Raw genomic sequence first — 24,018 nt, 5'->3', positions numbered from 1 at the left:
CAGCCGACCGGGCAGACTGCCCCCGTGACCGACACGTTCGAGCCGGTGTACGCACCCGTGGACGACGAGCTCCAGGAGGGCCGGGACCGGCCGGCGCTCGACCTGCTCATCTGGGACGCCCCGAACATCGACATGACTCTGTCGACGGTCATCGGGGCCCGGCCCACCGCCGCCTCCCGGCCGCGCTTCGACGCGATCGCCGCCTGGTTCGTGGAGGGTGCCGGCGATCCGAACGCGCCGGACGCCCCGGAGGTCGAGGCCTGCGTCTTCGCCAACATCCCGCCGGTGGTCGGCTCGCTGCAGCGCTGGGTGGAGGCGCTGCGCAGCTTCGGGTTCGCCGTCTTCGCCCGGCCCAAGGCTCAGCCCGACGACGACATCGACCAGGACATGCTCGACCACATCTCGGTGCGGTCGCACAGCCACCGGCTGCGCCGGCTGGTCGTCTTCTCCGGCGACGGGCGCAACTTCGCCGAGCCGCTGGAGGAGCTGGCCCGCGCCGGCACGCAGGTCGTCGTCGTCGCCTTCAGCGAGGTCGCCGGCTACGCCATCGGCTCCGACCTGCTGGAGTTCATCGACATCGAGGACGTCCCCGGGGCGTTCGCCGTGCCGCTGGACCGCGTCCGCCTGGACGCCCTGCCGCCGGACGGCGCCTGGCTGCGGCCGACCAAGAGCCTGCGCGAGTTCGTCAGCAGCTGGACCGCCCGCCGCGGGGGGTGACCGCCCTCACCCTCCGGGGTGGGGCGCGGAGTCCCTCCTCAGGCACCGGGGCGGGCATGCCGATCTGATGGCGTGCCCGCCGGAGAGCCCGCCGCCGCCGACGACCCCTCCGTCGTCGACGACCTGCTGCGCCGCCGGCGGACCTCCGGGCTGGTGGTCGGCGCCGTCGCGGTCGTGCTGCTGCCGGCCTGGTCGCTCCTCGACCTCTACCTGGAGCCGGACCTGGCCGCGGGCTTCATCGCCGTCCGCTTCGCCTCCCTGGCGCCCATGCTGGTCCTCCTCTGGCTGCTCTGGCGCCGCCCGCCCGGCCACGGTGCCCCCGAGGTGCTCACCCTCGGCATCCTGGCCGTCGTTCAGATCGACATCTGCTGGATGGTGGCGCAGGTCGACAACACCGAGTCCTACGCCTCCGGCCTGTCCCTGGCCGCCTACGGCTGCGGAGGCGTCCTCGCCGGACCGCCGCGCTGGACGGCCGGCCTGCTCGGCATCACCTGGACCGGCCTCGGCGCAGCCCTGCTGTTCGCGCCCCGCGAGATTCCGGACATCGACGTGGCCGCGGTGGTCTTCTACCTGGCCAGCGCGACCGTCGTGGCACTGGTCATCCACGCCCGCCGGCACCGGCTGGTGCTGGACGACATGCGCAGCCGCGTGGCGCTGGAGCGCGAGCAGGAGCGGACCCGCGCGCTGCTCGACCGGCTGGACCGGCTGAGCCACGAGGACCCGCTCACCGGCCTGGCCAACCGCCGCCGCTGGGACGCCGAGCTCGCCACCGCCTGCGCCGAGGTCCGCGCGTCCGGTGGCCCGGTGGCCGTCCTCCTGGTCGACCTCGACCGGTTCAAGCAGGTCAACGACCGGCACGGGCACGCCGGCGGGGACGCCGCCCTGTGCGCGGTCGCCACGCTGCTGCGCACCGCCGTCCGCGGGGGCGACCTGGTCGCCCGCCTCGGCGGCGACGAGCTGGCCGTGCTGATGCCCGGTGCCGACGGCGCCCGTGCCGTCGCCCTCGCCGAGCAGCTGCGGCGGCAGGCCACGACGCTGTGCCCGGAGAGCCTCGCCCCCGGCGAGGTGACGCTGTCGATCGGCGTCGCCGCGCTGCGCGGCGACGAGCTCGCCCCGTCCGCGCTGATGGCCCGGGCCGACGAGCGGCTGTACGAGGCCAAGCGCACCCGCAACGCCGTCGGCGGGCCCCTGCCGGCCGGGGTGCCCGCCCCGCGGGGGTGAGCACCCGGCGGGCTCCCCCCTCGGGGTGGGTCCTCCGGTGCGGCGGGGCTGCGCCCACCGCCCCCCGGGTACCGTCGACCGGTCCGGTTCCGGATACGGACGGAGCCGTCACGGAGGGGAGGACCCGATGACCGCGGCCGGTCTCGAGCACCCCGTGCGCGACGGCGAGGCGGAGGTGACCACCCTCCGCCGGGTGTCGGTCAGCGTCCGCGTGGAGGCCGGCGATCCCGCCGCGCTGGTCCTGCGGCCGTCGATCGGGGACTTCGTCAGCGGCGAGGTCGTCCGGGTCGGTGAGGTCGTCGAGGTCTTCTGGCACGGCCCGGAGGGCGGCCGCGCCCTCCCCGCCGAGGTGGTGCACGTCCAGGCCGGTGCCGCGCCCCGCTGGCACCTGGCCGTCACCGGTCCGGCCGAGGACAGCCAGCGCCGCACGGCGGTCCGCGCCCGGCTCGCCCTCGAGGTCGTGGTCACGATGCGCGGCATCGACCTGGCCGGGGAGTCGGTGGACCTGAGCGAGGCGGGCCTGCGGGCCGACGTCGAGGGCTACGGAGCCGATCCCGAGCCGGGCACGACGCTGGGCGTCTCCCTCCTGCTCGAGGACGGCGCGGTGTGGACCCGCGCCGAGGTGGTGCGGGTGCAGAGCCGACACTCCCGCTGGCTGCTCTCCCTGCGCTTCGTCGACATCGCCGAGCGCGACCAGGACCGGCTGCGCCGCCGGGTCTTCCAGGCGCTGCGCGAGCAACGCGCGCGCGTCTCGCCCGACGGCGGGTAGCCGGGCCCCCGGCGGGGCAGATCCCCCGGGTGACCGCACCCGCCCGTCTCGCCGACGCCCTGCAGGCCGTCCGCGACCGGGTCGCCGACGTGCCGCTCGGCCTGGCCACCGCCGGCCGCGACGCGGCGGCCCGCGCCGCCCGGTCGGTCGTCGACCAGGTCGACGACTACCTGCTCCCCCGGCTGCGCGATCTCGACGCCCCGCTGCTGGTGGTCGTCGGCGGCTCGACGGGGGCGGGCAAGTCCACGCTGGTCAACAGCATCGTGGGCACCGCGGTGACCACCGCCGGGGTGCTGCGGCCGACGACGCGGGCCCCGGTGCTGGTCTGCGCCCGCGCCGACGCCGCGGCCTTCACCTCCGACCGGGTGCTGCCGGGGCTGGCCCGGGTCACCGGGTCCACCGGCGGTCCGGGGACGCTGCAGGTCGTCGTCCGCGACGACGTCCCGCCCGGGCTGGCGCTGCTCGACGCCCCCGACGTCGACTCGGTGGTCGAGTCCAACCGGGAGCTGGCCGGCCAGCTCCTGGCCGCCGCCGACCTGTGGGTCTTCGTCACCACCGCGGCCCGCTACGCCGACGCCGTCCCGTGGGAGCTGCTGCGCACGGCGCAGGAGCGCGGAACGGCGCTGGCCGTCGTGCTCGACCGGGTGCCCCCGGACGCCGCGGCCGAGGTGGCCGCCGACCTCGGCGCGATGCTGCAGCGCGCGGGCCTGGCCACCGCGCGCCTGGTGGTCGTGGAGGAGCGGCCGCTGGTCGACGGGATGCTCCCGGAGGAGCAGGTGGCTCCCCTGCGCGGCTGGCTCTCGGCGCTGGCCGCCGACCGGGAGCAGCGGGCCGCGGTCGTCCGGCAGACGCTCACCGGCGCGCTGGCCAGCCTCGAGGGCCGGGTGGCGGGCGTCGCCGCCGAGGTCGCCGAGCAGGACCGCGCGGGCCTCGCGTTGCGGACCGCGGCGGCCGCGGCCTACACCGACGCCTACGAGCGGATCGACGAGGGCGTGCGCAGCGGCAGCCTGCTGCGCGGGGAGGTGCTCAGCCGCTGGCAGGAGTTCGTCGGCACCGGTGAGTGGATGCGCAGCCTGCAGAGCTCCATCGGCCGGCTGCGCGACCGGGTCACCTCGGCGCTGACCGGGCGGGCCGACCCCGCCGGCGAGCTGTCCGGCGCGCTGGAGTCCAGCGTGGAGACGCTGCTGCGCGGCGAGGCCGACCGGGCCGCCGAGCGCACCGTCGTCGCCTGGCGGGCGCTGCCCGGCGGCCCGCCCCTGCTCGACCGGGACCCCGACCTCGACCGCGTCTCGGCGGACTTCCCGGAGGCGGCCGCGGCCCAGGTGCGCGACTGGCAGGGGGCGGTGCTCGACCTGGTCCGCAGCGAGGGCGGGGACCGCCGCACGCGCGCCCGGCTGCTCTCCTGGGGCGTGAACGGCGCCGGCGCCGTGGTCATGGTGGCCGTCTTCGCCTCCACCGGCGGGCTCACCGGCGGCGAGGTCGTCGTGGCCGGCGGGACGACGGCCATCGGCCAGCGGCTGCTGGAGGCGGTCTTCGGCGACGCCGCCGTCCGGACACTCGCGGACCGCGCGCGGGCCGACCTCCAGGCCCGGGTGGACCGGCTGCTGCGTTCCGAGCAGGACCGCTTCGACGCGCTGGTCGCCGACGCGGTGCCGCCGCCCGGCACGGCCGAGGGCCTGCGGGCCGCCGCGGCCGAGCTCGGTGCCGCCGTCCGGGGCGGCCGGTGAGCCGGCGGAGCCGGTCCGGGCCCGGCCTCGCCGACCGGCTCGACGCGCTGCGCGAGGCCGTCGACGCCGGCGGCGGGCGGCTGGAGCTGCCCGAGGTGGCCCGGGCCCGCGCGCTGCTGGCCAAGGCCGGTGCCCGCACCGCGCTCGGCGACGCCACGGTCGTCGCCCTGGCCGGGGCCACCGGCAGCGGCAAGAGCACGCTGTTCAACGCCCTGTCCGGCGCGGAGGTGAGCAGCCCCGGCGTCCGCCGGCCGACCACCGGCGTCGCGCACGCCACCGTCTGGGGGCCCGACGGCCAGGATCGGCTGCTGGACTGGCTGGAGGTGCCGCGCCGGCACCGGCACGACCCCGACCCGGCCCTCGACGGGCTGGTGCTGCTGGACCTCCCCGACCACGACAGCGTCCGCCTGGAGCACCGGCTGGAGGTCGACCGGCTGGTCGGCCTGGTCGACGTGCTGGTGTGGGTGCTGGATCCGGAGAAGTACGCCGACGCCGCGGTGCACGACCGCTACCTGGTGCCCCTGGCCGGGCACGCCGGCGTGCTGCTCGTCGTGCTCAACCAGGTGGACCGGCTGGACCCCGCCGCGGCCGCCGCCTGCCTGGCGGACCTGCGCGGGCTCCTGGACCGCGAGGGGCTGGCCGCGACGCCGCTGATGGCCGTTTCCGCACGGACCGGCACGGGGCTCGGCGAGCTGCGCTCGGACCTGGCCCGCCGGGTGGCGGCGCGGCGGGCGGCCACCGACCGGCTGGACGCCGACGTCCGCGCCGTGGCCGGCGAGCTCGCCGCCGCGGCCTGCCCGCCGGAGGGCGCCGCGGACGGCGGGGTGGGCCGGGCCGAGCGCGAGCGGCTCGCCGCCGCGCTGGCCGACGCGGCGGGGGTGCCGGCGGTGGGCACGGCGGTCGAGCGGTCGGTGCGCCGCGCCGGGACGGCGACCACCGGCTGGCCGCTGCTGCGGTGGGCCCGCAAGCTGCGGCCGGATCCGCTGGCCCGGCTGCACCTGGGCGACGAGCGGGCGCGCACCTCGCTGCCGGCGGCCGGCGCGGTGCAGCGGGCCGGGGTGACCACCGCGGTCCGCGCGGCACGGGAGGCGGTGGGCGCCGGGCTGGCGCCGCCGTGGCGCGACGTGCTGCGGGAGACCGCGGAGGTCTCCGAGGAGCGGCTGGCCGACCGGCTGGACCGCGCGGTCGCCGGCACCGACCTCGGGCCGGAACGCACCCCCCTCTGGCAGCGCGCGGTGGGCGGCCTGCAGTGGGTGCTCGCCCTCGTCGCGCTGGCCGGGGCGCTGTGGCTGCTCGGCCTGGCGGTGCTCGGCCTGGTCCAGCTGGACGACGTCCTGCCGATGCCCCGGGTGCAGGGCATCCCGCTGCCGACCCTGCTGCTGGCCGGGGGGCTGCTGGCCGGTGCGCTGCTGGCGGTGCTGGCCCGCCCGTTCGTGCGCAGCCGGGCGCGGCGCCGCCGGCGCCGGGCGGAGCTGCGGCTGCGCGCGGCCGTGGCGGGGGTGGGGGAGGAGGAGCTGCTCGCCCCGATGGCGGAGGTGCGGGCCGACGCCGGGCGGTTCTGCGCCGCGGTGGCCCGGGCCGGGCGCTGACCCCGCCCCGCCGGCCTCAGTCGAGGCGGGGCAGCTCCGGCGAGCGGGGCTCCGGCACCGACTCGCCGACGTCGCCGACCGGGCGCAGGCCGGAGGGCAGCCGGGCCCAGACGTGCTTGCGGCCGGGCCGCCGCTCCCAGCCGTAGTCGACCGACAGCTGGGCCACCAGGTGCAGCCCCATGCCGCCCAGCGACGGGTCGCGGTCGACCGCCGGCACCGGCGGGCGCTCGGGTGCCTCGTCGCTCAGGTCGAGCAGCCAGCCGCCGTCGTTGGCGACCACCAGCGCGCGAACGTCGCCGCCGCCGTGCCGCAGCGCGTTGGACGCGAGCTCCTCGAAGACCAGCAGCAGGCCGTCGCGGGCGTCCTCGGTCGAGGAGGAGGAGACCGACGGGTGGGCGATGCGGGCGCGCAGGTCGGCGCGGACCCGGGAGACCACGTGCATGGCCTCCAGCTGCCAGTGCCAGACGTCGCCGGAGACCGAGGGGACCGGTGCCTGCGGCCAGGACTCCGAGGTCATCCCCCACCCTCCGCGCCGGGTCCGGTACCGGTCGGCCTCGATGCCGACCGGGGTCCATCCTGACCGAAACCGCACCCGCCCGCAGCGGCGGGTCCGCGGGATGCCGCGGCAGGCGGGGGGGGCGACCGGGCCGGGTCGGGCAGACTGGCCACGTGGACGACCTCCTGCGGGACCTCAGCCGGGTGGTCCTGGCCGAGCGCCCACTCACCGACGTGCTCACCGAGATCACCCGGATCGCCCGCCGCGGCATCCCGGGCGCCGAGGCGACGTCGATCACGCTGGTCACCGGGGACCGCGGCACCACCGCCGCCTACGACGGCGAGATGGCACTGGCCTCCGAGGAGCTGCAGTACGCCGAGGACTCCGGCCCGTGCCTGGACGCCGGCCGCGGCGGCGTGGTGCTGCGGATCGACGACGTGCGCACCGAGCAGCGCTGGCCGAGCTACATCGAGCGGGTGCAGCAGACCACGGAGGTGCGCAGCTCGCTGTCGGTGCCGCTGCCCTACCAGGGCGCGGTGATCGGTGCGCTCGACGTCTACTCGACCCGGCCGCGCGCCTTCACGTCGCCGGAGTCGCTGCGCGCCGGTACCGACGTCGCGGAGGCGATCGCGGTCGCCGTGGCCAACGCCTCGGCCCACCACCAGCTGGGCGAGCAGTCCCGCAACCTGCGGATCGCGATGCAGTCGCGCGCGGTGATCGAGCAGGCCAAGGGCGTGCTCATGGCCCAGCAGCACGTGACCGAGGAGCAGGCGTTCGAGTTCCTGCGCAGCGCCTCCCAGCGCGCCAACCGCAAGCTCCGCGAGGTCGCCGCCGGGGTGGTGGCCTCGACCCAGCCGGCCGGGAGCTGATCCCGGCTCAGTCGCGCCGGGCCAGCTCGGCCAGCCGGGTGACCAGGAACTCCACCGCGGCCGCGCTGTCGACGTCCTCGGCCACCTGGACGGCGGTCGGCGCTCCCGAGGGGTTCCGCCGGTCCACCAGCGTCTGACCACGGGCGGCGCCCAGCGTGGTGTCGACGACGACGTCCCGCGGCACCGTGGCCAGCGTGCCCGGCACGATCGCCTCGGTGAGGGCGAGCGCGTCGTGCACCACGACGCCGTCGGTGCCGTAGGTGGTGCGGGCGTGGTCCAGGTACTGCGCCAGGATCGCCGCGGCGGTCGCGCCCACCGGTCCGGCCGCGCGGAACCGGTCGATGCCCGCGGCGTCGAGGACCGTGGCGAGGGTGACGTCCAGGCCCACCATCACGGTGGGCAGGCCGGAGGTGAACACCGCCTGCGCCGCCTCGGGGTCGGCCCAGACGTTGAACTCCGCGGCGGCGGTGACGTTGCCGCCGCGGGCGGCCGAGCCGCCCATGACCACCAGCCGGCCGATCCGCGCGGCCGCGTCGGGGAAGACGCCCAGCAGCAGCGCGAGGTTGGTCAGCGGCCCGATCGCCGCCACGGTGACCGGTTCCTCCGACGTCTCCAGCAGCTCGGCGAGGGCGACCACCGCCGGCCGCGGATCGGCGGTCGCGGGCGAGCGCGGCAGCTCCACGCCGCCCAGGCCCGCGGCGCCGTGCACGTGCCCCGCGCGCTCGCTCTGCGGGTGCACCAGCGAGCTGCGGGCGCCGGCGGCGACCGGGACGTCGGAGCGGCCGGCCAGGTGCAGCACCCGCAGCGCGTTCTCGGTCGTCTGCGCGAGGTCGACGTTCCCGTGCACCGTGGTGACCAGCCGGAGGTCCACCTCGGGGCTGGCCAGCGCCAGCAGGATCGCCAGCGCGTCGTCGATGCCGGGGTCGGTGTCGATCACCAGGGGGATGCGTGCCACCGGCCCATCCTCGCCCAGCTGCGCGGTCACCCCTCGGCCGGTCCGGTGCCCGACCGGCGGGCGGCCAGCCGGCCGGCCAGGTGGAGCACGAGCCCGATGGCCAGCAGCACCGCGGCGCGCAGCCAGGTGGCGGCGGTCTGCTGCCAGAGCAGCAGCAGGCACGAGGCGATGGCGAGCACCGGCAGGACCACCGGCGCGCGGAAGTGGTCGGCGTCCACCCGGTCGCGGCGCAGCACGAGCACCGCGGTGTTGGTGCTGAGGAAGACCAGCAGGAGCAGGAGGACGACGGTGTTGGCCAGCGTGGCGAGGTCACCGGTGACCGTCAGCCCCATCGCCACCAGGGTGGTCACCGCGATGGCGACCCACGGCGTGCGGCGGTGCGGCAAAACCCGGCCGAGGACCGGGGGCAGCAGCCGCTGCTCGGCCAGCCCGAACGCCATCCGGCTGGCCATGATCATGGTGAGCAGGGCGCCGTTGGCGACGGCGACCAGCGCCACCGCGCTGAACAGCCGGTCGGGGATGCCGGCGTCGGCGGCCCGCACCACCTCCAGCAGCGGCCCGCTCGAGCCCGCCAGCTCCTCCGGAGGAAGGACGACGGCGGCAGCGACCCCGACCAGCACGTACAGCAGGCCGGCGGTGACCAGCGCCCCGAACAGCGCCCGCGGGTAGACCCGCCGGACGTCGCGGACCTCCTCGGCCATGTTCGCCGAGGTCTCGAAGCCGACGAAGGAGTAGTAGGCCAGCAGCGCCGCGGCCAGCACCGCCGAGCCGGCCGACACCCCCGGCGGGAACTCCACCGCCCGGCCCAGGTCGCCGTCGCCGCGGCCGAGCACCAGCGCGCCGAGCACCACCACCAGCACCAGGCCGGAGGACTCGACGAGCGTCATCACCATGTTCGCCCGCATCGACTCCCGGATGCCGCGGGCGTTGAGCAGCGCCACGAGCAGCAGGAAGACCAGTGCCGCGGGCACGGCCGGGACGTCGAGGAAGACGCCGAGGTAGTCGCCGGCGAACGCCAGCGCCAGCCCCGCGGCACTGGTGACGCCGGCGGCGAGCATGCAGAACCCGACGAGGAAGGCGATCTCCGGCCGCCGGAAGGCGCGCTCGGCGTAGACCGCCGAACCGCCGGCCCGCGGGTACTTCGTCACCAGCTCCGCGTAGGAGGCGGCGGTGAGCAGGGCCAGCAGCAGCGCCACGAGCAGCGGCACCCAGATGGCGCCACCGACCTCGCCGGCCACCTCGCCGACCAGCGCGTAGACACCGGCCCCGAGGACGTCGCCCAGGATGAAGAGGTAGAGCAGCGTGCCGGAGACGGCGCGGCGCAGCCGGGTGCTCGTGTCGGCTGCGCCGGGAGCCGTGTCGGGGGAGGCGTCGGCGGGGCTGCTCACCGGTCGAGTCTGGGGAGTGGCCAGAGCTCCGGCAACCGGGCGCCGGCCCGCAGCCGGGCACCGCGACACGCCGGGCGCGTCGCGCCGCCGTCCGGGATGACCGACCCGCTGACCAGGTCGTTCCACGCTCGGGACCGCACGGCTTGTCGACTAGTGACCGCCGGCTGCGAGGGGTCACCGGCCGCCGCGGAGGACCTGCGCAACGGTTCGGTCACGCGCCTGCCGGGGGGTGTCCCAGGACGCCGTCCGGAGCCGGTCGGCTGCCTACCTTTCTCCTTGTCCGCGACACCTTCCCCCCTGGTCGCGGTCACTACTTCAGGAGGACGTCATGGCGATCGACCGGGCCCCCGGGTCCGCGCCACGGGCGTCGGACGGCCTGACCCTCACCGGCCTGCTCGACGTCCTGGAGCGGGCGGAGCCGCTGCCGCTGCAGCGGCCGCGCCCGTCCCGGGCCGTCCTGCACCGGTCGGTCCCCGCGCGGTCGCCGCGGCCGCTGCCGCCGGCCCGCCCGGTGCTCCCGCCGCGGCCGCGCCCGGCCACCGGCGTCCTCCCTGCGCAGCAGCCGGCCCCGGCGCCGGCCGTCCTGCCGACGACGGCGGCACGCCCGACGCTGCGCTCCCGGCTCCGGGCGCTGACCCGGCGGCTGGCCCTCTGGGGCGCCGGCCCCGGCGGCGCGCACCTGGCCTGGGGCCCCACCGCCCCGCCGCGGGTCATCTCGCTGCGCCCGGTGGCGGTGCCCGCGCCGGTCGACCGCCCCGTCGTCCTCACCGAACTGCCCAGCACCCCCACGGTCCAGCCCGCGGCGTCTTCCCCCGCTGCGGCGCTCTCCCGGGTTCCGCGCCCCCGGTCGGCCGGCTCCCCCCGGACGGCGGCGACCCCGCCGCCCACGGGGTGGCCGGCACCGCGCCCGGCGCCGTGCCCGTCGCCCCCCTCGCCGTCGGGCTGGCCCGGCCGGTCCTCGCGGCCGGACCCCCGGGCCACCCCGGGCAGTGCCCGCGCCCCGGGCCGGGCCCGGACCCGCGGCGATCCGCCGGCCTGCCGCGTCCGGGGCTCTCCCGGGCCCTCCGGCTGACCCGCCCTCCGGGCACCGCGCGCTCCCGGCACCCCGCCGCGGACGCCGTCCACCCCCTGCGCACCGGCGCGACCGGTTCCCGCTCCGCGGGAGCCGCGACCGACGGCCCGCGTCTCCGAGTTCCTCCCCTCCGGCCGCACGCAGGCCGCCCCTGGCCCACCTCCCCGACGGCGCTCCAGCGCCGTCCCCCGACAGCACCGCACTCGGTTCTCGCCTCGACCCCCCCGCCGGCTGGCTCGCCTCGACGAGCAGCGCGCGGACCCTCCAGGGAGGCGCAGATCGATCGCGGGCCGCGGGGGACCGGCGCCGTCCCGCACCGCCCCGGACACCACCGCACCCGGTTTCGCCTCGACCCCCCGCCGGCTGGCTCGCCTCGACGAGCAGCGCGCGGACCCTCCAGGGAGGCGCAGATCGGCCGCGGGACCGTCCCCGGGCAGCCGCGGGACCGTCGAGCGAGGTGGAGAGCAGGACCAGCCGGTACCCGTACCCCGGGTCTCTGACCGGCCGGCTCCCTGGCCAGTACGGCGCCGCCCGTCCGCCGGACCGCCCCGGGAGAGGGAACTCGTCGCAGACCGGTCGCCGGCGCACCCGGCCGCCCGGCAGCAGAGGGGAACGACAGGCGCCCGCCGTGCCGGCGGACGGACCGCTCCGTCCGCGCAACCCCCCGCTCATCCGGCGGGCGCCTCCCGCTCCGGCATCCGGCCGGACCGGAAGGCGCCCGCCAGGTGGCGGGCGCAGGTCCCCCGCCCCGCGCCGGCTCCGGTGCGGGGCGTTCGGCGTTCCGGTGGCTGCGCGGCGGCCCGCGACGAGGTGAGACGCTGTACGGGGAGACGGGGCCGTGATCCGGCCGCGGGCGGCCGCGCCGGTCCAGACCCGGGCCAGGGGAGCGGCGCCGACCCACGTCCCGGACGGAGGACCGACAGCGTGAGCCCGGCCGAGCCGCGTCCCGCCGAGGACGGCACCGCGGAGGAGACCGCGCGCCGGCTGCGGCTGGACCTCGCCGTCGGGGCGGCGGGCATCGGCAGCTTCGACTGGGACCTGGTGACCGGCCGGCTGACCTGGGACGACCGGCTGCTGGCGATGTTCGGCTACGACGGCGGGCAGTTCGGCGGCACCATCGACGCCTTCGCCGCCCGCCTGCACCCGGACGACGCCCCGGCCACCCTCGAGGCCCTGCAGGGCGCGATCGAGACCGTCGGCGGGTACGAGGCGGAGTTCCGGGTCGTGCTGCCCACGGGCGAGACCCGCTGGGTACGGGGGGTCGGGCGGGCGCTCGCCGACGAGCGGGGCACCGCCGTGCGGCTGCTCGGCGTCGGGATCGACACGACCGCCAGCCGCGAGGCCGACCTGCACGTGGCCCGGGTGCTCGAGGCCATGAAGGAGGCCTTCTTCGCCCTGGACCGGCAGTGGCGGTTCTCCTACGTCAACCGCGAGGCCGAGCAGGTGCTGGCCCGGCCGCGCGAGGAGCTGCTCGGCGGGGTCATCTGGGAGCTGTTCCCGGCCGCGCCCGGCAGCGACTTCGAGCGCTACTACCGCGCGGCGGCCGAGACCGGCGAGGAGCAGGTCTTCGAGGCCTACTACCCCGAGCCGCTGGACGCCTGGTACGAGGTGCGGGCCTGGCCCAACCCCGACGGCCTGTCGGTCTACTTCCTCGACGTCACCGAGCGGCGCCTGGCCCAGACCCGCGCCCAGGAGACCACCGCCCGGCTGGCGGTCATCGCCGAGGTGAGCTCGCTGTCGGCGGAGCTCCTGGGCGCCGGCCGGGACGAGGTCGCGGCACTGCAGCGGGTCGCGGAGGCCGTCGTCCCGGTGCTGGCCGACTGGTCGATCGTCACCCTGCAGGACGAGGACGGCCGGATGCGCGACGTCGCCAGCTGGCACCGGGACCCGGCGGCCAGGGAAGCGGCGGCCCGGTACGCCGAGCTGCGGCTGGCCTCCATCCGGCCCGACGCCCCGGTGCTGCGGGCGCTGGCCTCCGGCCAGCTGCTCACCGTGGCCGACGTCCCGGGAACGGTCGGCGCCGGCCTGCCCCCGGGCGAGGTGCGCGAACGGTTCCGGCAGCTGGCGCCGCAGTCGGCGGTCACCCTCCCGCTGGGGGCCCGCGGCCGGACCCTCGGCGCGCTGAGCCTCTACCGCTCGGCCGACCGCGGGGTCGCCGGCGAGGAGGACATCGCCACGGCACGGGAGGTCGCGTCCCGGGTGGGGCTGGCGATGGACAACGCGCGGCTCTACGAGCACCAGCGCCGGCTGGCGGAGGAGCTGCAGCGGAGCATGCTCACCGAGCCACCGCGACCGGATCACGCCGAGGTCGTCGTCCGCTACCTGCCGGCCATGCAGGCCGCCCAGGTCGGCGGCGACTGGTACGACGCGTTCCTCCAGCCGGGCGGGGCCACCGTGCTGGTGATCGGCGACGTCGTCGGCCACGACATCGCCGCGGCCGCCGCGATGGGTCAGCTGCGAGGCCTGGTGCGCGGGATCGCCTACCGGGAGGGCGCCGACCCGGCCGCCGTCCTGACGGGGCTCGACGCCGCGATCGAGGGCCTGGAGATGGGCACCCTGGCGACGGCGGCGGTGGCCCGCATCGAGCAGACGCCGGAGCTCCGGGCCGCCGGCCGCACGAGGCTGCGCTGGTCGAACGCCGGGCACCCGCCGCCCCTGCTGCTGCACGCCGACGGCCGGGTCGAGCAGCTGGCCGGCGAGCGGGCCGAGCTGATGCTCGGCGTCGACGCACGGGCGCGGCGCAGCGACCGGGTGGTCACCTTCGACCGGCCGGCGACCGTCTTCCTCTACACCGACGGGCTGATCGAGGCGCCGGACATGTCCCTCGACGAGGGCATGGCGCGGCTCCGCACCGCGCTGACCGAGCTCGCCGACCGGCCGCTGGCCGAGCTGTGCGACGAGGTGGTGGCGCGGCTGCGGCCCGCCGGCGCGCAGGACGACGTCGCGCTGGTGGCCGTGCGGCTGCACCCGGAGGACCGGCCGCGGCCGCCCGAGGCCGGGCCGGGGCACGTCCCGCCCGTGCCGGGCGCCTAACCCGGGAGGACGGCCCAGACGTACTTGGCGCCGTCGTGCACGTACCAGCCGTGCTCGGAGGCCAGCTCCGCGATGAGGTAGAGCCCGAGACCGCCCTCGCTGGGATCGCGGCCCACGGCGGGCGCCGGGGGGCTGTCGGCGGCGGCGTCGGAGACCTCGATGAGGAACGAGCCGCCGACGTGCCGCACCGCGGCGGTGACCCGGCCGCCGCCGTGCCGCAGCGCGTTGGACGCCATCTCGTCGAGGGCCAGCACCAGCCGGTCGCGGAGGTCGGCGGTGGCCGTGTCGGGCTCCGTGCCGCGCGCCAGGTGGCGGCGCAGCTCGGCGCGCATCCGGGGCAGCTCGGCGACCTCGGTCAACAGCCAGGTCAGACCACCGGAGGCGGACGGCGGGGACGCCGAGGGCCACACCGGCCCGGCCGACTCCCGTGTCACGCCTGCAGTACCTCGCATCCTCGACCCCGGCCCGCAGCGCTGACCGAACACCTGCGTATGCGCCGCGACGCGAGACGTTAAACCCCGATGAGACAGGGGTCACGAACGGGTTCCGGGACGGGTCCCCGTGGCCCCGTGGCGGACCCCGTCAGCGAGCGTCCGGCGCGTTCTCCAGCGCCCGCAGGTAGTCCCGGACGATGCCCGGGTCGCGCATGACCGGGCCCATCACGGCGACGCCGTGGGCTCCGGCGGCCAGGCACCCGGCCACGTCCTCGGGGCGCACCCCGCCGAGCGCCAGCACCGGCGGCGCGCCGGGCACGAGGGCGGCTAGCCCCCCGATCCCGAGGGCGGGGCCGTACCCGGGCTTGGACGCCGTCGGGGCCAGCGGCGAGAGGAACACGTAGTCACACCCCTCCTGGCGCGCCCGGGCCAGCTCGCCGGCCGAGTGGCACGACCGGCCCACCAGGTCGGGCCGGACCGCGGGGAACGGGTCGCGCGCCGCCAGGTGGACCGGGGCGCCGGCCGGAGCCCCGTGCAGGCCACCGTGCAGCAGGAGGCCGCCGACCGGGTCCAGCAGGTCGCGCAGCGCGGCGGCCAGGCCGGCGCGCTCGTCGTCCGGGAGGTCCTTGTCCCGGAGCACCACGGCCCGGGCCCCCGCGGCCACGGCCTCGGCGACGGCCTCGGGCAGCGGCCGGTCGGCCTGGGTCCGGTCGGTGACCACGACCAGCCGGGGGACCGTCACAGCTCGGGCAGCCCCTCGAAGGAGGTGGAGGCCTCGGCGTGCCAGCGCCGCGGGATCCGGCCGGCCAGCCGGGCCAGCCGGCCGCCCTCCACGGCCTGGCGCATCGCCAGCGCCATCCGCTCCGGGTCCCGGGCCCGGGTCACGGCGGAGGCCAGCAGGACCGCGTCGCAGCCGAGCTCCATCGCCAGCGCGGCGTCCGAGGCGGTGCCGATGCCGGCGTCCAGGACGACGGGCACGGAGACCGCCTCCCGCAGCAGCGCGATGTTGTGCGGGTTGCGGATGCCCAGGCCGCTGCCGATCGGCGATCCGAGCGGCATCACCGCGGCGCAGCCGGCATCGGCGAGCCGCCGGCCGAGCACGGGGTCGTCGGTCGTGTAGGCGAGGACGGTGAACCCCTCGGCGACCAGTTGCTCGGCGGCGTCGAGCAGCTCGACGGCATCGGGCAGCAGGGTGTGCTCGTCGCCGATGACCTCCAGCTTGACCCAGTCCGTGCCGAACGCCTCGCGGGCCAGCCGGGCGGTGCGCACCGCCTCGCGAGCCGTCTGGCAGCCCGCGGTGTTGGGCAGCAGCCGGACGCCGCAGCGGTCCAGCACCGCCATCATCGAGCCGGTGGCCGAGGCCTCGACCCGGCGCAGCGCCACGGTGACCAGCTGGGTGCCCGAGGCGCGCACCGCGGCCTCCAGCGCCTCCAGGCTCGGCACGCCACCCGTGCCGAGCAGGAGGCGGGAGCGGAAGGTCTGGCCGGCGAGGAGAAAGGGGTCGGCCGCCTCCTCCCGCGCGAGGGCGGGTGCCAGCTCCTCGGGGAGATCCTGTGGGGTCATCTCATCCTCCGGCGGTCGGGGCCAGCACCTCGACGGTGTCGCCGGGGGCCAGCCGGGTCCCGGTCCAGCTGCTGCGCGGGACGACGTCCCCGTTGCGGGCGACGGCGACCCGGTCGTGGCCGCCGGCGCGGGCGGCCACCAGGTCGGCCACGGTGACGTCCTCGGCCAGGTCGGCCGGGACGCCGTTGACGGTCACCTGCACGGTCAGCTCCTCTCGAAGCGGTCGACGGTGAACGGGGCGGCCACCTCCGGCAGCCGGCCGGTGGCCAGCAGCTCGGCGATCGCCTCCGCGGTCACGGGGGTGAGCAGGACGCCGTTGCGGTGGTGGCCGGTGGCGAGCACCAGGCCGGGCACCGGAGACGGTCCCAGGATCGGCGCGTTGTCGGGAGTGCCGGGCCGCCAGCGGGTCAGCGTCTCGGTCAGCTCCAGCTCGGTCACCTCCGGGACGACGTCGATCGCGTCGTGCAGCAGGTCGTGGACCGCGCCGGCGGTGACGGTGGCGTCGAAGCCGCGGTCCTCCGTCGTCGCGCCGACCACCAGCCGGTCCCCGGCGTAGGGCACCAGGTACACCTGCCGGCCGCGGACCAGGGCCCGCACCGTGCCCTCGAGCAGCCCGGCCGCGCCGGCCAGCCGCAGGATCTGCCCCTTCACCGGCCGCACCGGCAGCCGGGGGATGCCGGGCAGCTGCCCGCTGCGGGCGCCGAGGGCGACCACGACGCTGCCGGCCTCCAGGGCGGCGCCGCCGGACAGCCGCAGGCCGGCGGCCCGGCCGCCGTCGACGACCACCTCCGCGACCCGGTCGTCCACCACGGTCACCCCCTGCGCCCGCGCGGCGGCCAGGAGGGCGGCGTGCACGGCCCGCCCGTCGACGGAGTGGTCGCCGGGGACCAGCAGCCCGCCGCGCACCCGCGGTGTCAGCGCGGGCTCGCGCCGCCGGGCGGCCCGCGGGGTCAGCCGCTCGGCGGCCAGGCCGAGCTCCTGCTGGAACGCGTGCAGCGCGGTGAGCTCCCGCATGTCGTCGTCGTCGAAGCCGACCACGAGGGTGCCGACGGTGCGCAGGCCGACCGGGTGGCCGCCGGCCTGCTCCAGCTCGGCGGCGAAGGCCGGCCAGCCGGCCAGGGACGCCAGCCCGAGCCGCAGCAGCGCCTCCTCCCGGTACCCGGCCTCGGTCACCGGTGCCAGCATGCCCGCGGCGGCGGCCGAGGCGCCCGTGCCGGGGGAGTCGTCGACCACGGTCACCGACAGGCCCCGCCGGGCGGCCCGCCACGCGACCGAGAGCCCGATCAGCCCGCCGCCGGCGACGGCGACGTCGACGCTCACCGCACCGCCGGCCGGCGGCGCAGCCGGCCGGGGAGGGCGAGCGGGAGGGTGAGGACCACCGCCACCGCCAGGCTGACCAGGGACGCCGACCAGCCGTTGGCGGGGTCGATGCCGAGCTGCTCCTGGCGCGCGGTCCACCACGCCGTCCAGCCGGCGCCGGGGCCGGAGAAGAACGTCGGGAGGGTGAGCTGGTAGGCCACGAAGCCGGCCGCCCACGGCAGCAGGTACCGCGGCCGGGCCCGCGCGGTGTCCGAGGTGTCCCACGACCCGCGCGGCGTCAGCGCGTAGACGACCGCGAAGACGCCCACCAGCGGCACGAACACCGCGCCGATGAGGAAGAGGAACGGCTCGTACGCGGCGATGTCGAAGGTCAGGGCCAGGGCCGTGGCCCCGCCACCGACCGCCACGGCCAGCAGCCGGCGGTCGGCCCGGGCGACGACGTTCTGCGCCGACACGGCGGTGGAGTAGACGTTGGCGAAGGCCTCGTCGAGCTCCACCGCGACGAGGACCAGCACGGCCACCGCACCGAGGGGGACGGCGAGCAGCGCGTCGACCACGTCGAGCCCGGCGCTGCCGTAGGCGGCCAGCGCCAGCACGCCCAGGGTGAACATGACCACGGTGGCCACGCCGTAGCCGACGGCGGCCCCGGCGAACGCCGTCCGGGCGCTGCGGACGTGCCGGGTGTAGTCGGCGGCCAGGGCGAACCAGGAGATGGGCAGCGCGATGACGACGTCGGTCGCCGTCCAGAACGACGTCGCGCTGCCCTGCGTCAGGGCCGGGAGGGGGTCGGCGAGCACCTCGACGAACAGGTAGACCAGGGCGGCCAGCGCCGCCCACACCGCGTACCGGGCCAGCACGCGGACGACGCCGAGCGGGCGCAGCGCCATGGCCGTGGCCAGCACCCCCGCGCCCAGCACGAACGGCCACCGCGGGGCGTCGAGCACCCGCGACGCGGCCTCGGCGATGATCACGATCTCGAACGTCGCCCAGCCCACGCACTGGACCAGGTTGAACGCGGTCGGCAGCCACGAGGTGCGCCGGCCGAGCAGGCCCCGCAGCAGCACCATGGCCGGCACGCCCTCGCGCGCGCCGGCCGCGGCGCCGATCCCGAGGAGCAGCGCCCCGATCACCGCCCCGACGGCGATCGCGCCGAGCGTGTCGCCCAGCGGCCGGCCCGGCAGGACGACGAACACCGCGGCGACCGGCAGGAGCAGGCTCACGCCCAGGTTGCCCCACAGGCCGAGGGTGTCGCGCAGGCCCAGGGACCGGGCCGGCGGCTCGGCCAGGGTGAGCGGTGCGTCCCCGGAAGGCAGGGCGGTGCGGACAGCGTCGGACGTGCTCATGGTCGCTCCCTACGCCGGCATTACCCGGTCAGGTTCCAGCGGTCGGCGGCGCGTCAGCCGCCCTCTCAGCCCGGTTCGCCCGAGCTCCCGCACATGGCCGGGCCAGCGTAACCCCAGCTCGTAGAGTGCCCGCCGTGCCGGTCGCCGATCTCCCCTCCCGACTGCCCGACGCCTGGTCGCGGGCCACCCGACACCCGTTCCTGGACGCCGTCCGCGACGGGACGGTGGACCCGGCCGCGTTCGACACCTGGCTGGTGCAGGACGCCCGGTTCATCGCCGATCTGCTGCGCTTCCAGGCCCGGCTCCTGGCCCGGGCGCCGCGGCCGGCGCAGGCGGTGCTCGCCGCCGGCCTGGTCGCGCTGGTCGAGGAGCTGGACTGGTTCGAGCGGCTGGCCGCCGATCGGGGTCTCGACCTCGGCGCACCGCCCCTGCCGGCCACGGTGGCCTACGGCGCCCTGCTCGAGCGGCTGGACGGCCTCCCGGTCCCCGAGGCCCTGGCCGCGCTGTGGGCGGTGGAGCGGGTGTACCTCGACGCGTGGACGTCGGCCGCCCCCGGCGGCCCCGCCCACGCGGAGTTCGTGGCGCACTGGACGACCCCCGGCTTCGCCGGCTACGTGACGGCCCTGGAGCGGGCCGCGGACGCGGTCGCCGGGAACGCGGACCCGGCAGGGGCGGTGGGCGAGGTGCTCGTGGCCGAGGCGGCGTTCTGGGACATGGCGGTCCTCGCTGCCGAGCGCGGGCCGGCCCGGTGAGCGCCGGAGCTGCCGGCGGGCTGGCCGCCCGCCTCTGGGCCGACAGCGCCGACCTGGCGGCGGCGGCGGTCGCGCACCCGTTCGTCCGCGGGCTGGCCGACGGGTCGCTGCCGCGGGAGGTCTTCGCCGGCTACGTCGCGCAGGACGCGTACTTCCTCGAGGCCTTCGCCCGCGGCTACGCGCTCGCGGTGGCGCACAGCCCCGACCGGCCGGCGCTGGAGGCCTTCGCCGACCTGCTGGCCGGGGTCCGCGAGGAGCTGCGCCTGCACGACTCCTACGCCGCGCGCTGGGGCGTCGACCTGTCCGCCGTCCGGCCCGCGCCGGCCACCTCGGCCTACACCGAGTTCCTGCTGGCCACCGCGGCCGTGCGCGGCCTCGGCGAGACCTGCGCGGCGATGACGCCGTGCATGCGCCTCTACGCCCATCTGGGCGCAGCCCTGTCCGGGCGGGCGGCGCAGACCTACGGCGAGTGGGTCACCGCGTACGCCGACCCGGGATTCGAGCAGCTCGCGGCGACGCTGGAGGGGCTGCTGGACCGCCACGCCGCCGACACCGCGGCGGTCCGGCGCGCGTACCGGCGGGCGATGGAGCTCGAGCTGGCGTTCTTCGACGCCGCTCTCGCGGGCTGACCCGCGGCACCGGCCGGGGCCGGTGCTACCTTCGCCGTCAGTGGCACGGGGTGTCCGCAGCGCGGACTGAGAGCAGACCCGTCGAACCTGTCCAGGTCATGCTGGCGAAGGGATGTCACGCGTGGATGCCAGCGCGCTCGCTGCCGCACGGTCGGTGCTGACCGACCGCGCCCCCCTGGTGCACTGCCTGACCAACACGGTCGTGCAGGCCCTCACCGCCAACGCGCTGCTCGCCGTCGGGGCGGCGCCGGCGATGGTCGAGGAGCCGCGGGAGGCCGAGGGCTTCGCCGGGGTGGCCTCGGCGCTGCTGGTCAACCTCGGCACCGTGCACGAGCGCACCGCCGTGGCCATGCGGGCCGCGGTCCGCGGCGCCACGGGCGCGGGCACGCCGTGGGTGCTGGACCCCGTGGCGGTGGGTGGCCTGGCGTTCCGCACGGAGCTCGCCGGCGAGCTGCTGGAGTCGCGTCCGGCGGTGGTCCGCGGCAACGCCTCGGAGGTGATGGCGCTGGCCGGGGTCGGTGCCGGCGGCCGCGGGGTGGACTCGACGGCGGCGGCGGAGGACGCCGCGGCGGCCGCGGTCACCCTGGCCGGCCGCACCGGTGGGGTGGTGGCGGTCAGCGGGGCGGTCGACCTCGTCACCGACGGGGCGCGGACGGTGCGGATCGGCGGCGGCTCCCCGCTGCTCACCCGGACGACCGGGGCGGGGTGCGCGCTGGGTGCGTTGGTCGCCGCCTACGTCGCCGCGACCGGCGACGTCCTGCTCGGCACGGTGGCCGCGCACGCGCACGTCGCCGTGGCCGCGGACGCCGCGGCGGCCGTCGCGGCGGGCCCGGGCACCTTCGCGCCCGCCTGGCTCGACGCCCTGGACGCGGTGACGCCCGGGACCCTCGCCGGGGCCGACGTCCGGAGCGGGTCGTGAGGCCGGCCTTCGACCCGACGCTGTACCTGGTCACCGACACGGCGATCGCCCGCCCGCGCAGCGTCCCCGACGTCGTCCGGGCCGCGGTGGCCGGCGGCGTCACCGCCGTCCAGGTGCGCGACAAGACGGCGTCCCGGCGCGAGCTGTACGGGCTGACCCTCGCCGTCCGCGACGCGCTCGCCGGCACGACCGGCGTCGCCCTCTGGGTGGACGACGCGGTCGACGTCGCGCTGCTCGCCGGCGCCGACGGCGTGCACGTCGGTCAGGACGACCTCCCGCCGGCCGAGGTCCGCGCACTGATCGGACCGGACCGGCTGCTCGGCCTCTCCGCCGGCAGCGACGCGGAGATGGCGGTCGCGCTCGCCCTCCCCGCGGGCACGCTGGACGTCGTGGGCATCGGGCCGGTGTGGTCGACCCCCACCAAGCCCGACGCCGGTGCCGCGCTCGGGCTGGAGCGGGTCGCGGACCTGGCCGCGGCCGCGCGGGCCGGTGGCCTGCGGTCGGTGGCGATCGGCGGGATCGACGCCGCCCGGGCGCCGGTGGCCGCGGCCACGGGCGTCGACGGGATCTGCGTGGTCTCCGCCGTCTGCGGGGCGCCCGATCCCGAGGCGGCCGCCCGCGCGCTGCGGGCGGGGCTGCGGGCCGGGGCGGCGCGGTGACCGCCGTCGCGCTCGCCGTGGCCGGCAGCGACCCCAGCGGTGGCGCCGGCATCCAGGCGGACCTGAAGACCTTCAGCGCCCTCGGGGTCTACGGCACCGCCGTGCTCACCGGGCTGACCGCGCAGAACACCCGGGGCGTCACGGGGGTGCACCCGGTGCCGGCGGCGTTCGTCGCCGAGCAGCTGGCGACCCTCCTCGACGACGTGCCGGTGGGGGCGACCAAGCTCGGCATGCTCGGTACCGCCGACGTCGTGCGGACGGTGGCCGCGGTGCTGGCCGAGCGGCGGCCGGGGCCGGTCGTCTGCGATCCGGTCATGGTGGCCACCAGCGGCGACCGGCTGGTCGCGCAGGACGCCGTGGACGCCATCCGCACCGAGGTGCTGCCGCTGACCGCCCTGGTCACCCCGAACGTGCCCGAGGCCGCCGCACTGCTCGACGTCGCACCGGCCACGACGGTCGACGAGCTGGTGGAGCAGGCCCGGGCCCTCCTGGAGCTGGGGCCCGGGGCGGTGCTGGCCAAGGGCGGCCACCTCAGCGGCGCGGAGAGCCTCGACGTCCTCGCCACCGCCGACGGGGTCACCCTGAGCCGGCGGCCGCGGGTGGCGACCCGGTCGACGCACGGCACCGGCTGCACCCTGTCGTCCGCGATCGCGGCGCTGGTGGCCCGCGGTGCCGGCGGCCCGGGGGCGTGGGAGCCGGTGGTGGAGCGGGCCCGCGACTACCTGCAGGCCGCGCTCGTGGCGGGGGAGTCGCTCGGGATCGGCTCCGGGCACGGCCCGGTGCACCACTTCGCCGGCATCTGGGAGGCCACCCCCTGAGCTCTCGCCATTCGCGCGCGAATGGCGGGGTCGCCCCCGGCCCTTCGCGCGCGAATGGCGGTCAGCCGGTCGCGCGGAAGAGCCGGTCGAGCCGGTAGGTGAGGACCGCGACGGCGTCCTCGGCGCTGCGCTGGGACCCGAGCACGCTGGAGGTCAGCCCGTTGGCCAGGGCGAGGAGGCTGACGACCTCGGTGCGCGGATCGCGGTCCGCGGCGATCTCGCCGGCCTCGGCGGCGCGCGCCAGCACGCCGGTCAGCCAGTTCTCGAGGCCGTCGGGGCCGCGCAGCCCCTCGTCGCGCAGCCCGGCGGTGCCCTCGGCGTCGGTCAGGCCCGCGGCGTAGTAGGCGGTCCAGGCCAGCTGGTCGGCCCGGCTGGGCTCGTCGGTGGGCAGGATCGAGGTGAGCGTGACCTCGAGGACGGTCCGTGCCGGCAGGCCGGTGCCGATGGCGGCGGCGCGCTCGCGGATCCGGCGGTCCAGCCGGGCGACCAGCTCGGCCAGGCCGGAGGCCATCAGGGCGCGCTTGTCGGGGAAGTAGTACTGGACGCCGCGCAGCGAGACGCCGGCCTCCGCGGCGACCTCCCGGATCGACACCGCCTGCAGGCCGCGGGTGCTGGCGATCCGCAGCAGCGCCGCGGTCAGCTCGCGGCGCCGCTCCTCGTGGTCGACCCGCCGTGGCATCGCCGCTGCACCTCCCTTTGTGATACGACTGTATCCCCAAGAGCCGAGGAGGCAGCCGTGACCATCCTGACCGCCCGATCCGGCGAGCTGGACATCGCCTACGAGGTGCTCGGCGACCCCGCCGGCGACCCCCTGCTGCTGGTCATGGGGCTCGGCGCGCAGATGGTCGGCTGGCCCGACGGGTTCTGCGCCGAGCTGACCGCCCGCGGTTTCTGCGTCGTCCGCTTCGACAACCGCGACGTCGGCCTGTCCACCCACCTCGACGGCCCGGCTCCGAAGCGCGCGTGGTCGTCGGTGCCGGCCGCCTACACGCTGGCCGACATGGCCGGCGACGCGCTGGCCGTCATGGACGCCGTCGGCTGGCCGGCGGCGCACGTGGCGGGGGCCTCGCTGGGCGGCATGATCGCCCAGCAGCTGGCGGTGTCGGCGCCGGAGCGGGTGCTGTCGCTGACCTCGATCATGAGCAAGCCCGCGCCGCGGATCGGCCGGATGCGCCCGCGCACCGTGCTGGCGCTCGTCCGCCGGGCCCGCAGGCTCGCGAAGGAGCGCGGCCCGGCCACGACGCCGGAGGCGATGGCCGACTTCATGCTCGCGATGCAGGAGGTCACCGGCTCGCCGGCCTACCCTGCCGACCGGGAGGACCACCTGGCGATGCTGCGGGTCGCCATGGCCCGGGACGCCTCGGGGCTGTCTGGCCCCGGGGCCAAGCGGCAGCAGGCCGCGGAGAAGCTCGCCCCGGACCTGCGGGAGGCGCTGGCCGCCGTCCGGGTGCCCACCCTGGTCGTGCACGGCGACAGCGACGTCATGATCCGCCCGGAAGGCGGCCGGGCCACCGCGGACGCCGTCCCCGGGGCCCGGCTGGTGGTCCACCCGGGGATGGGCCACGAGCTGCCCCGCGCGCTCTGGCCGGCGATCGCCGCGGACATCCGCGCGACCGCCGACCAGGCCCGCACGCCCACCCCCTGAGTTCCGGGGGGGGGGGGGGGGGGGGGGGGGGGGGGGGGGGGGGGGGGGGCGGGGGCGCGTCGGGGGGGCGGGGGGGGGGGGGGGGGGGGGGTTGGGGCGC

At 77.7% G+C, this 24,018-nt stretch carries 24 protein-coding genes and 2 riboswitches; of the genes, 14 read left to right on the top strand and 10 right to left on the bottom strand.

Features of this window, described 5'->3' with window-relative positions:
- Positions 1-24: 24 nt before the first annotated feature.
- The 5 genes from ACI79R_RS00120 (at position 25) to ACI79R_RS00100 (ending at position 6,023) form a co-directional block, all read left to right on the top strand.
- Positions 25-717: an NYN domain-containing protein gene (locus ACI79R_RS00120; RefSeq protein WP_456571536.1), complete on the top strand. Its 693-nt coding sequence runs from the start codon at positions 25-27 to the stop codon at positions 715-717.
- Positions 718-789: 72 nt separating this feature from the next.
- Entirely contained in the window at positions 790-1,938 is a 1,149-nt protein-coding gene (locus ACI79R_RS00115) for a GGDEF domain-containing protein (RefSeq protein WP_456571535.1), read from the top strand.
- Between the two features lie 127 nt (positions 1,939-2,065).
- Positions 2,066-2,707 carry a flagellar brake protein gene (locus ACI79R_RS00110; protein ID WP_456571534.1) on the top strand — a complete coding sequence of 214 codons (642 nt, stop codon included), beginning with the start codon at positions 2,066-2,068 and terminating at the stop codon, positions 2,705-2,707.
- Positions 2,708-2,736: 29 nt separating this feature from the next.
- Entirely contained in the window at positions 2,737-4,434 is a 1,698-nt protein-coding gene (locus ACI79R_RS00105; RefSeq protein ID WP_456571533.1) for an ABC transporter, read from the top strand.
- Positions 4,431-6,023, top strand: a complete 1,593-nt coding sequence (locus ACI79R_RS00100) for a GTPase (RefSeq protein WP_456571532.1) — start codon at positions 4,431-4,433, stop codon at positions 6,021-6,023. Before ACI79R_RS00105 ends, ACI79R_RS00100 begins: the two co-directional genes overlap by 4 nt.
- Before the next feature lie 16 nt (positions 6,024-6,039).
- Here ACI79R_RS00100 and ACI79R_RS00095 read toward each other — a convergent pair whose 3' ends face one another.
- Entirely contained in the window at positions 6,040-6,540 is a 501-nt protein-coding gene (locus tag ACI79R_RS00095) for an ATP-binding protein (protein WP_456571531.1), read from the bottom strand.
- Between the two features lie 152 nt (positions 6,541-6,692).
- Here ACI79R_RS00095 and ACI79R_RS00090 point away from each other — a divergent pair, with 152 nt between their 5' ends.
- Positions 6,693-7,388, top strand: a complete 696-nt coding sequence (locus tag ACI79R_RS00090; protein ID WP_456571530.1) for an ANTAR domain-containing protein — start codon at positions 6,693-6,695, stop codon at positions 7,386-7,388.
- 7 nt (positions 7,389-7,395) lie between these two features.
- On the opposite strand, the gene ACI79R_RS00085 is transcribed toward ACI79R_RS00090, so the two are convergent.
- Both ACI79R_RS00085 and ACI79R_RS00080 read right to left on the bottom strand, forming a co-directional pair.
- Entirely contained in the window at positions 7,396-8,343 is a 948-nt protein-coding gene (locus tag ACI79R_RS00085; protein WP_456571529.1) for a nucleoside hydrolase, read from the bottom strand.
- Between the two features lie 26 nt (positions 8,344-8,369).
- On the bottom strand, positions 8,370-9,731 hold the full coding sequence (locus ACI79R_RS00080; RefSeq protein ID WP_456571528.1) for an APC family permease: 1,362 nt from the start codon (positions 9,729-9,731) through the stop codon (positions 8,370-8,372).
- Positions 9,732-10,059: 328 nt separating this feature from the next.
- On the opposite strand from ACI79R_RS00080, the gene ACI79R_RS00075 reads away from it, so the two are divergent.
- Both ACI79R_RS00075 and ACI79R_RS00070 read left to right on the top strand, forming a co-directional pair.
- On the top strand, positions 10,060-10,803 hold the full coding sequence (locus tag ACI79R_RS00075) for a hypothetical protein (protein ID WP_456571527.1): 744 nt from the start codon (positions 10,060-10,062) through the stop codon (positions 10,801-10,803).
- 924 nt (positions 10,804-11,727) lie between these two features.
- A complete protein-coding gene (locus ACI79R_RS00070) occupies positions 11,728-13,836 on the top strand; it encodes a SpoIIE family protein phosphatase (protein ID WP_456571526.1) in 2,109 nt (702 codons plus the stop codon).
- Here ACI79R_RS00070 and ACI79R_RS00065 read toward each other — a convergent pair.
- From ACI79R_RS00065 to ACI79R_RS00040, 6 genes are all read right to left on the bottom strand, one after another.
- Complete coding sequence (locus ACI79R_RS00065) at positions 13,833-14,270, bottom strand: ATP-binding protein (RefSeq protein ID WP_456571525.1); 438 nt, start codon at positions 14,268-14,270, stop codon at positions 13,833-13,835. The two genes, ACI79R_RS00070 and ACI79R_RS00065, sit on opposite strands and share 4 nt — an antisense overlap.
- A 148-nt stretch (positions 14,271-14,418) precedes the next feature.
- On the bottom strand, positions 14,419-15,012 hold the full coding sequence (locus ACI79R_RS00060) for a thiamine phosphate synthase (RefSeq protein ID WP_456571524.1): 594 nt from the start codon (positions 15,010-15,012) through the stop codon (positions 14,419-14,421).
- Positions 15,009-15,833, bottom strand: a complete 825-nt coding sequence (locus ACI79R_RS00055) for a thiazole synthase (protein ID WP_456571523.1) — start codon at positions 15,831-15,833, stop codon at positions 15,009-15,011. Before ACI79R_RS00055 ends, ACI79R_RS00060 begins: the two co-directional genes overlap by 4 nt.
- A gap of 1 nt (position 15,834) precedes the next feature.
- Complete coding sequence (thiS, locus tag ACI79R_RS00050) at positions 15,835-16,035, bottom strand: sulfur carrier protein ThiS (protein WP_456571522.1); 201 nt, start codon at positions 16,033-16,035, stop codon at positions 15,835-15,837.
- 2 nt (positions 16,036-16,037) lie between these two features.
- Positions 16,038-17,153, bottom strand: a complete 1,116-nt coding sequence (thiO, locus tag ACI79R_RS00045; RefSeq protein ID WP_456571521.1) for a glycine oxidase ThiO — start codon at positions 17,151-17,153, stop codon at positions 16,038-16,040.
- Complete coding sequence (locus tag ACI79R_RS00040; RefSeq protein ID WP_456571520.1) at positions 17,150-18,496, bottom strand: purine-cytosine permease family protein; 1,347 nt, start codon at positions 18,494-18,496, stop codon at positions 17,150-17,152. The genes thiO and ACI79R_RS00040 overlap by 4 nt, the downstream gene beginning before the upstream one ends.
- A riboswitch (TPP riboswitch) is annotated at positions 18,486-18,597 on the bottom strand. (Overlaps the previous gene by 11 nt.)
- A gap of 33 nt (positions 18,598-18,630) precedes the next feature.
- Between ACI79R_RS00040 and ACI79R_RS00035 the strand changes: the two genes are divergently transcribed.
- From ACI79R_RS00035 to thiD, 5 genes are all read left to right on the top strand, one after another.
- On the top strand, positions 18,631-19,248 hold the full coding sequence (locus ACI79R_RS00035) for a thiaminase II/PqqC family protein (RefSeq protein WP_456571519.1): 618 nt from the start codon (positions 18,631-18,633) through the stop codon (positions 19,246-19,248).
- Positions 19,245-19,877, top strand: a complete 633-nt coding sequence (locus ACI79R_RS00030) for a TenA family protein (RefSeq protein WP_456571518.1) — start codon at positions 19,245-19,247, stop codon at positions 19,875-19,877. Before ACI79R_RS00035 ends, ACI79R_RS00030 begins: the two co-directional genes overlap by 4 nt.
- A gap of 36 nt (positions 19,878-19,913) precedes the next feature.
- Positions 19,914-20,007, top strand: a riboswitch (TPP riboswitch).
- Positions 19,999-20,796 (top strand): hydroxyethylthiazole kinase, encoded by a 798-nt coding sequence (thiM, locus tag ACI79R_RS00025; protein WP_456571517.1) that lies wholly within the window; start codon positions 19,999-20,001, stop codon positions 20,794-20,796. It overlaps the preceding riboswitch by 9 nt.
- Positions 20,793-21,455: a thiamine phosphate synthase gene (gene thiE, locus ACI79R_RS00020; protein WP_456571516.1), complete on the top strand. Its 663-nt coding sequence runs from the start codon at positions 20,793-20,795 to the stop codon at positions 21,453-21,455. Before thiM ends, thiE begins: the two co-directional genes overlap by 4 nt.
- Positions 21,452-22,273: a bifunctional hydroxymethylpyrimidine kinase/phosphomethylpyrimidine kinase gene (gene thiD / locus ACI79R_RS00015; RefSeq protein ID WP_456571515.1), complete on the top strand. Its 822-nt coding sequence runs from the start codon at positions 21,452-21,454 to the stop codon at positions 22,271-22,273. Before thiE ends, thiD begins: the two co-directional genes overlap by 4 nt.
- A gap of 61 nt (positions 22,274-22,334) precedes the next feature.
- On the opposite strand, the gene ACI79R_RS00010 is transcribed toward thiD, so the two are convergent.
- The gene (locus ACI79R_RS00010) at positions 22,335-22,952 is read right to left on the bottom strand and encodes a TetR/AcrR family transcriptional regulator (RefSeq protein ID WP_456571514.1); all 618 of its coding nucleotides are present in this window, start codon (positions 22,950-22,952) and stop codon (positions 22,335-22,337) included.
- A gap of 57 nt (positions 22,953-23,009) precedes the next feature.
- On the opposite strand from ACI79R_RS00010, the gene ACI79R_RS00005 reads away from it, so the two are divergent.
- On the top strand, positions 23,010-23,918 hold the full coding sequence (locus ACI79R_RS00005; RefSeq protein WP_456571513.1) for an alpha/beta fold hydrolase: 909 nt from the start codon (positions 23,010-23,012) through the stop codon (positions 23,916-23,918).
- Positions 23,919-24,018 lie beyond the last annotated feature (100 nt).

This window comes from Blastococcus sp. SYSU D00820 (assembly GCF_054050695.1).
This window is presented reverse-complemented; position numbering and strand designations above follow the sequence as displayed.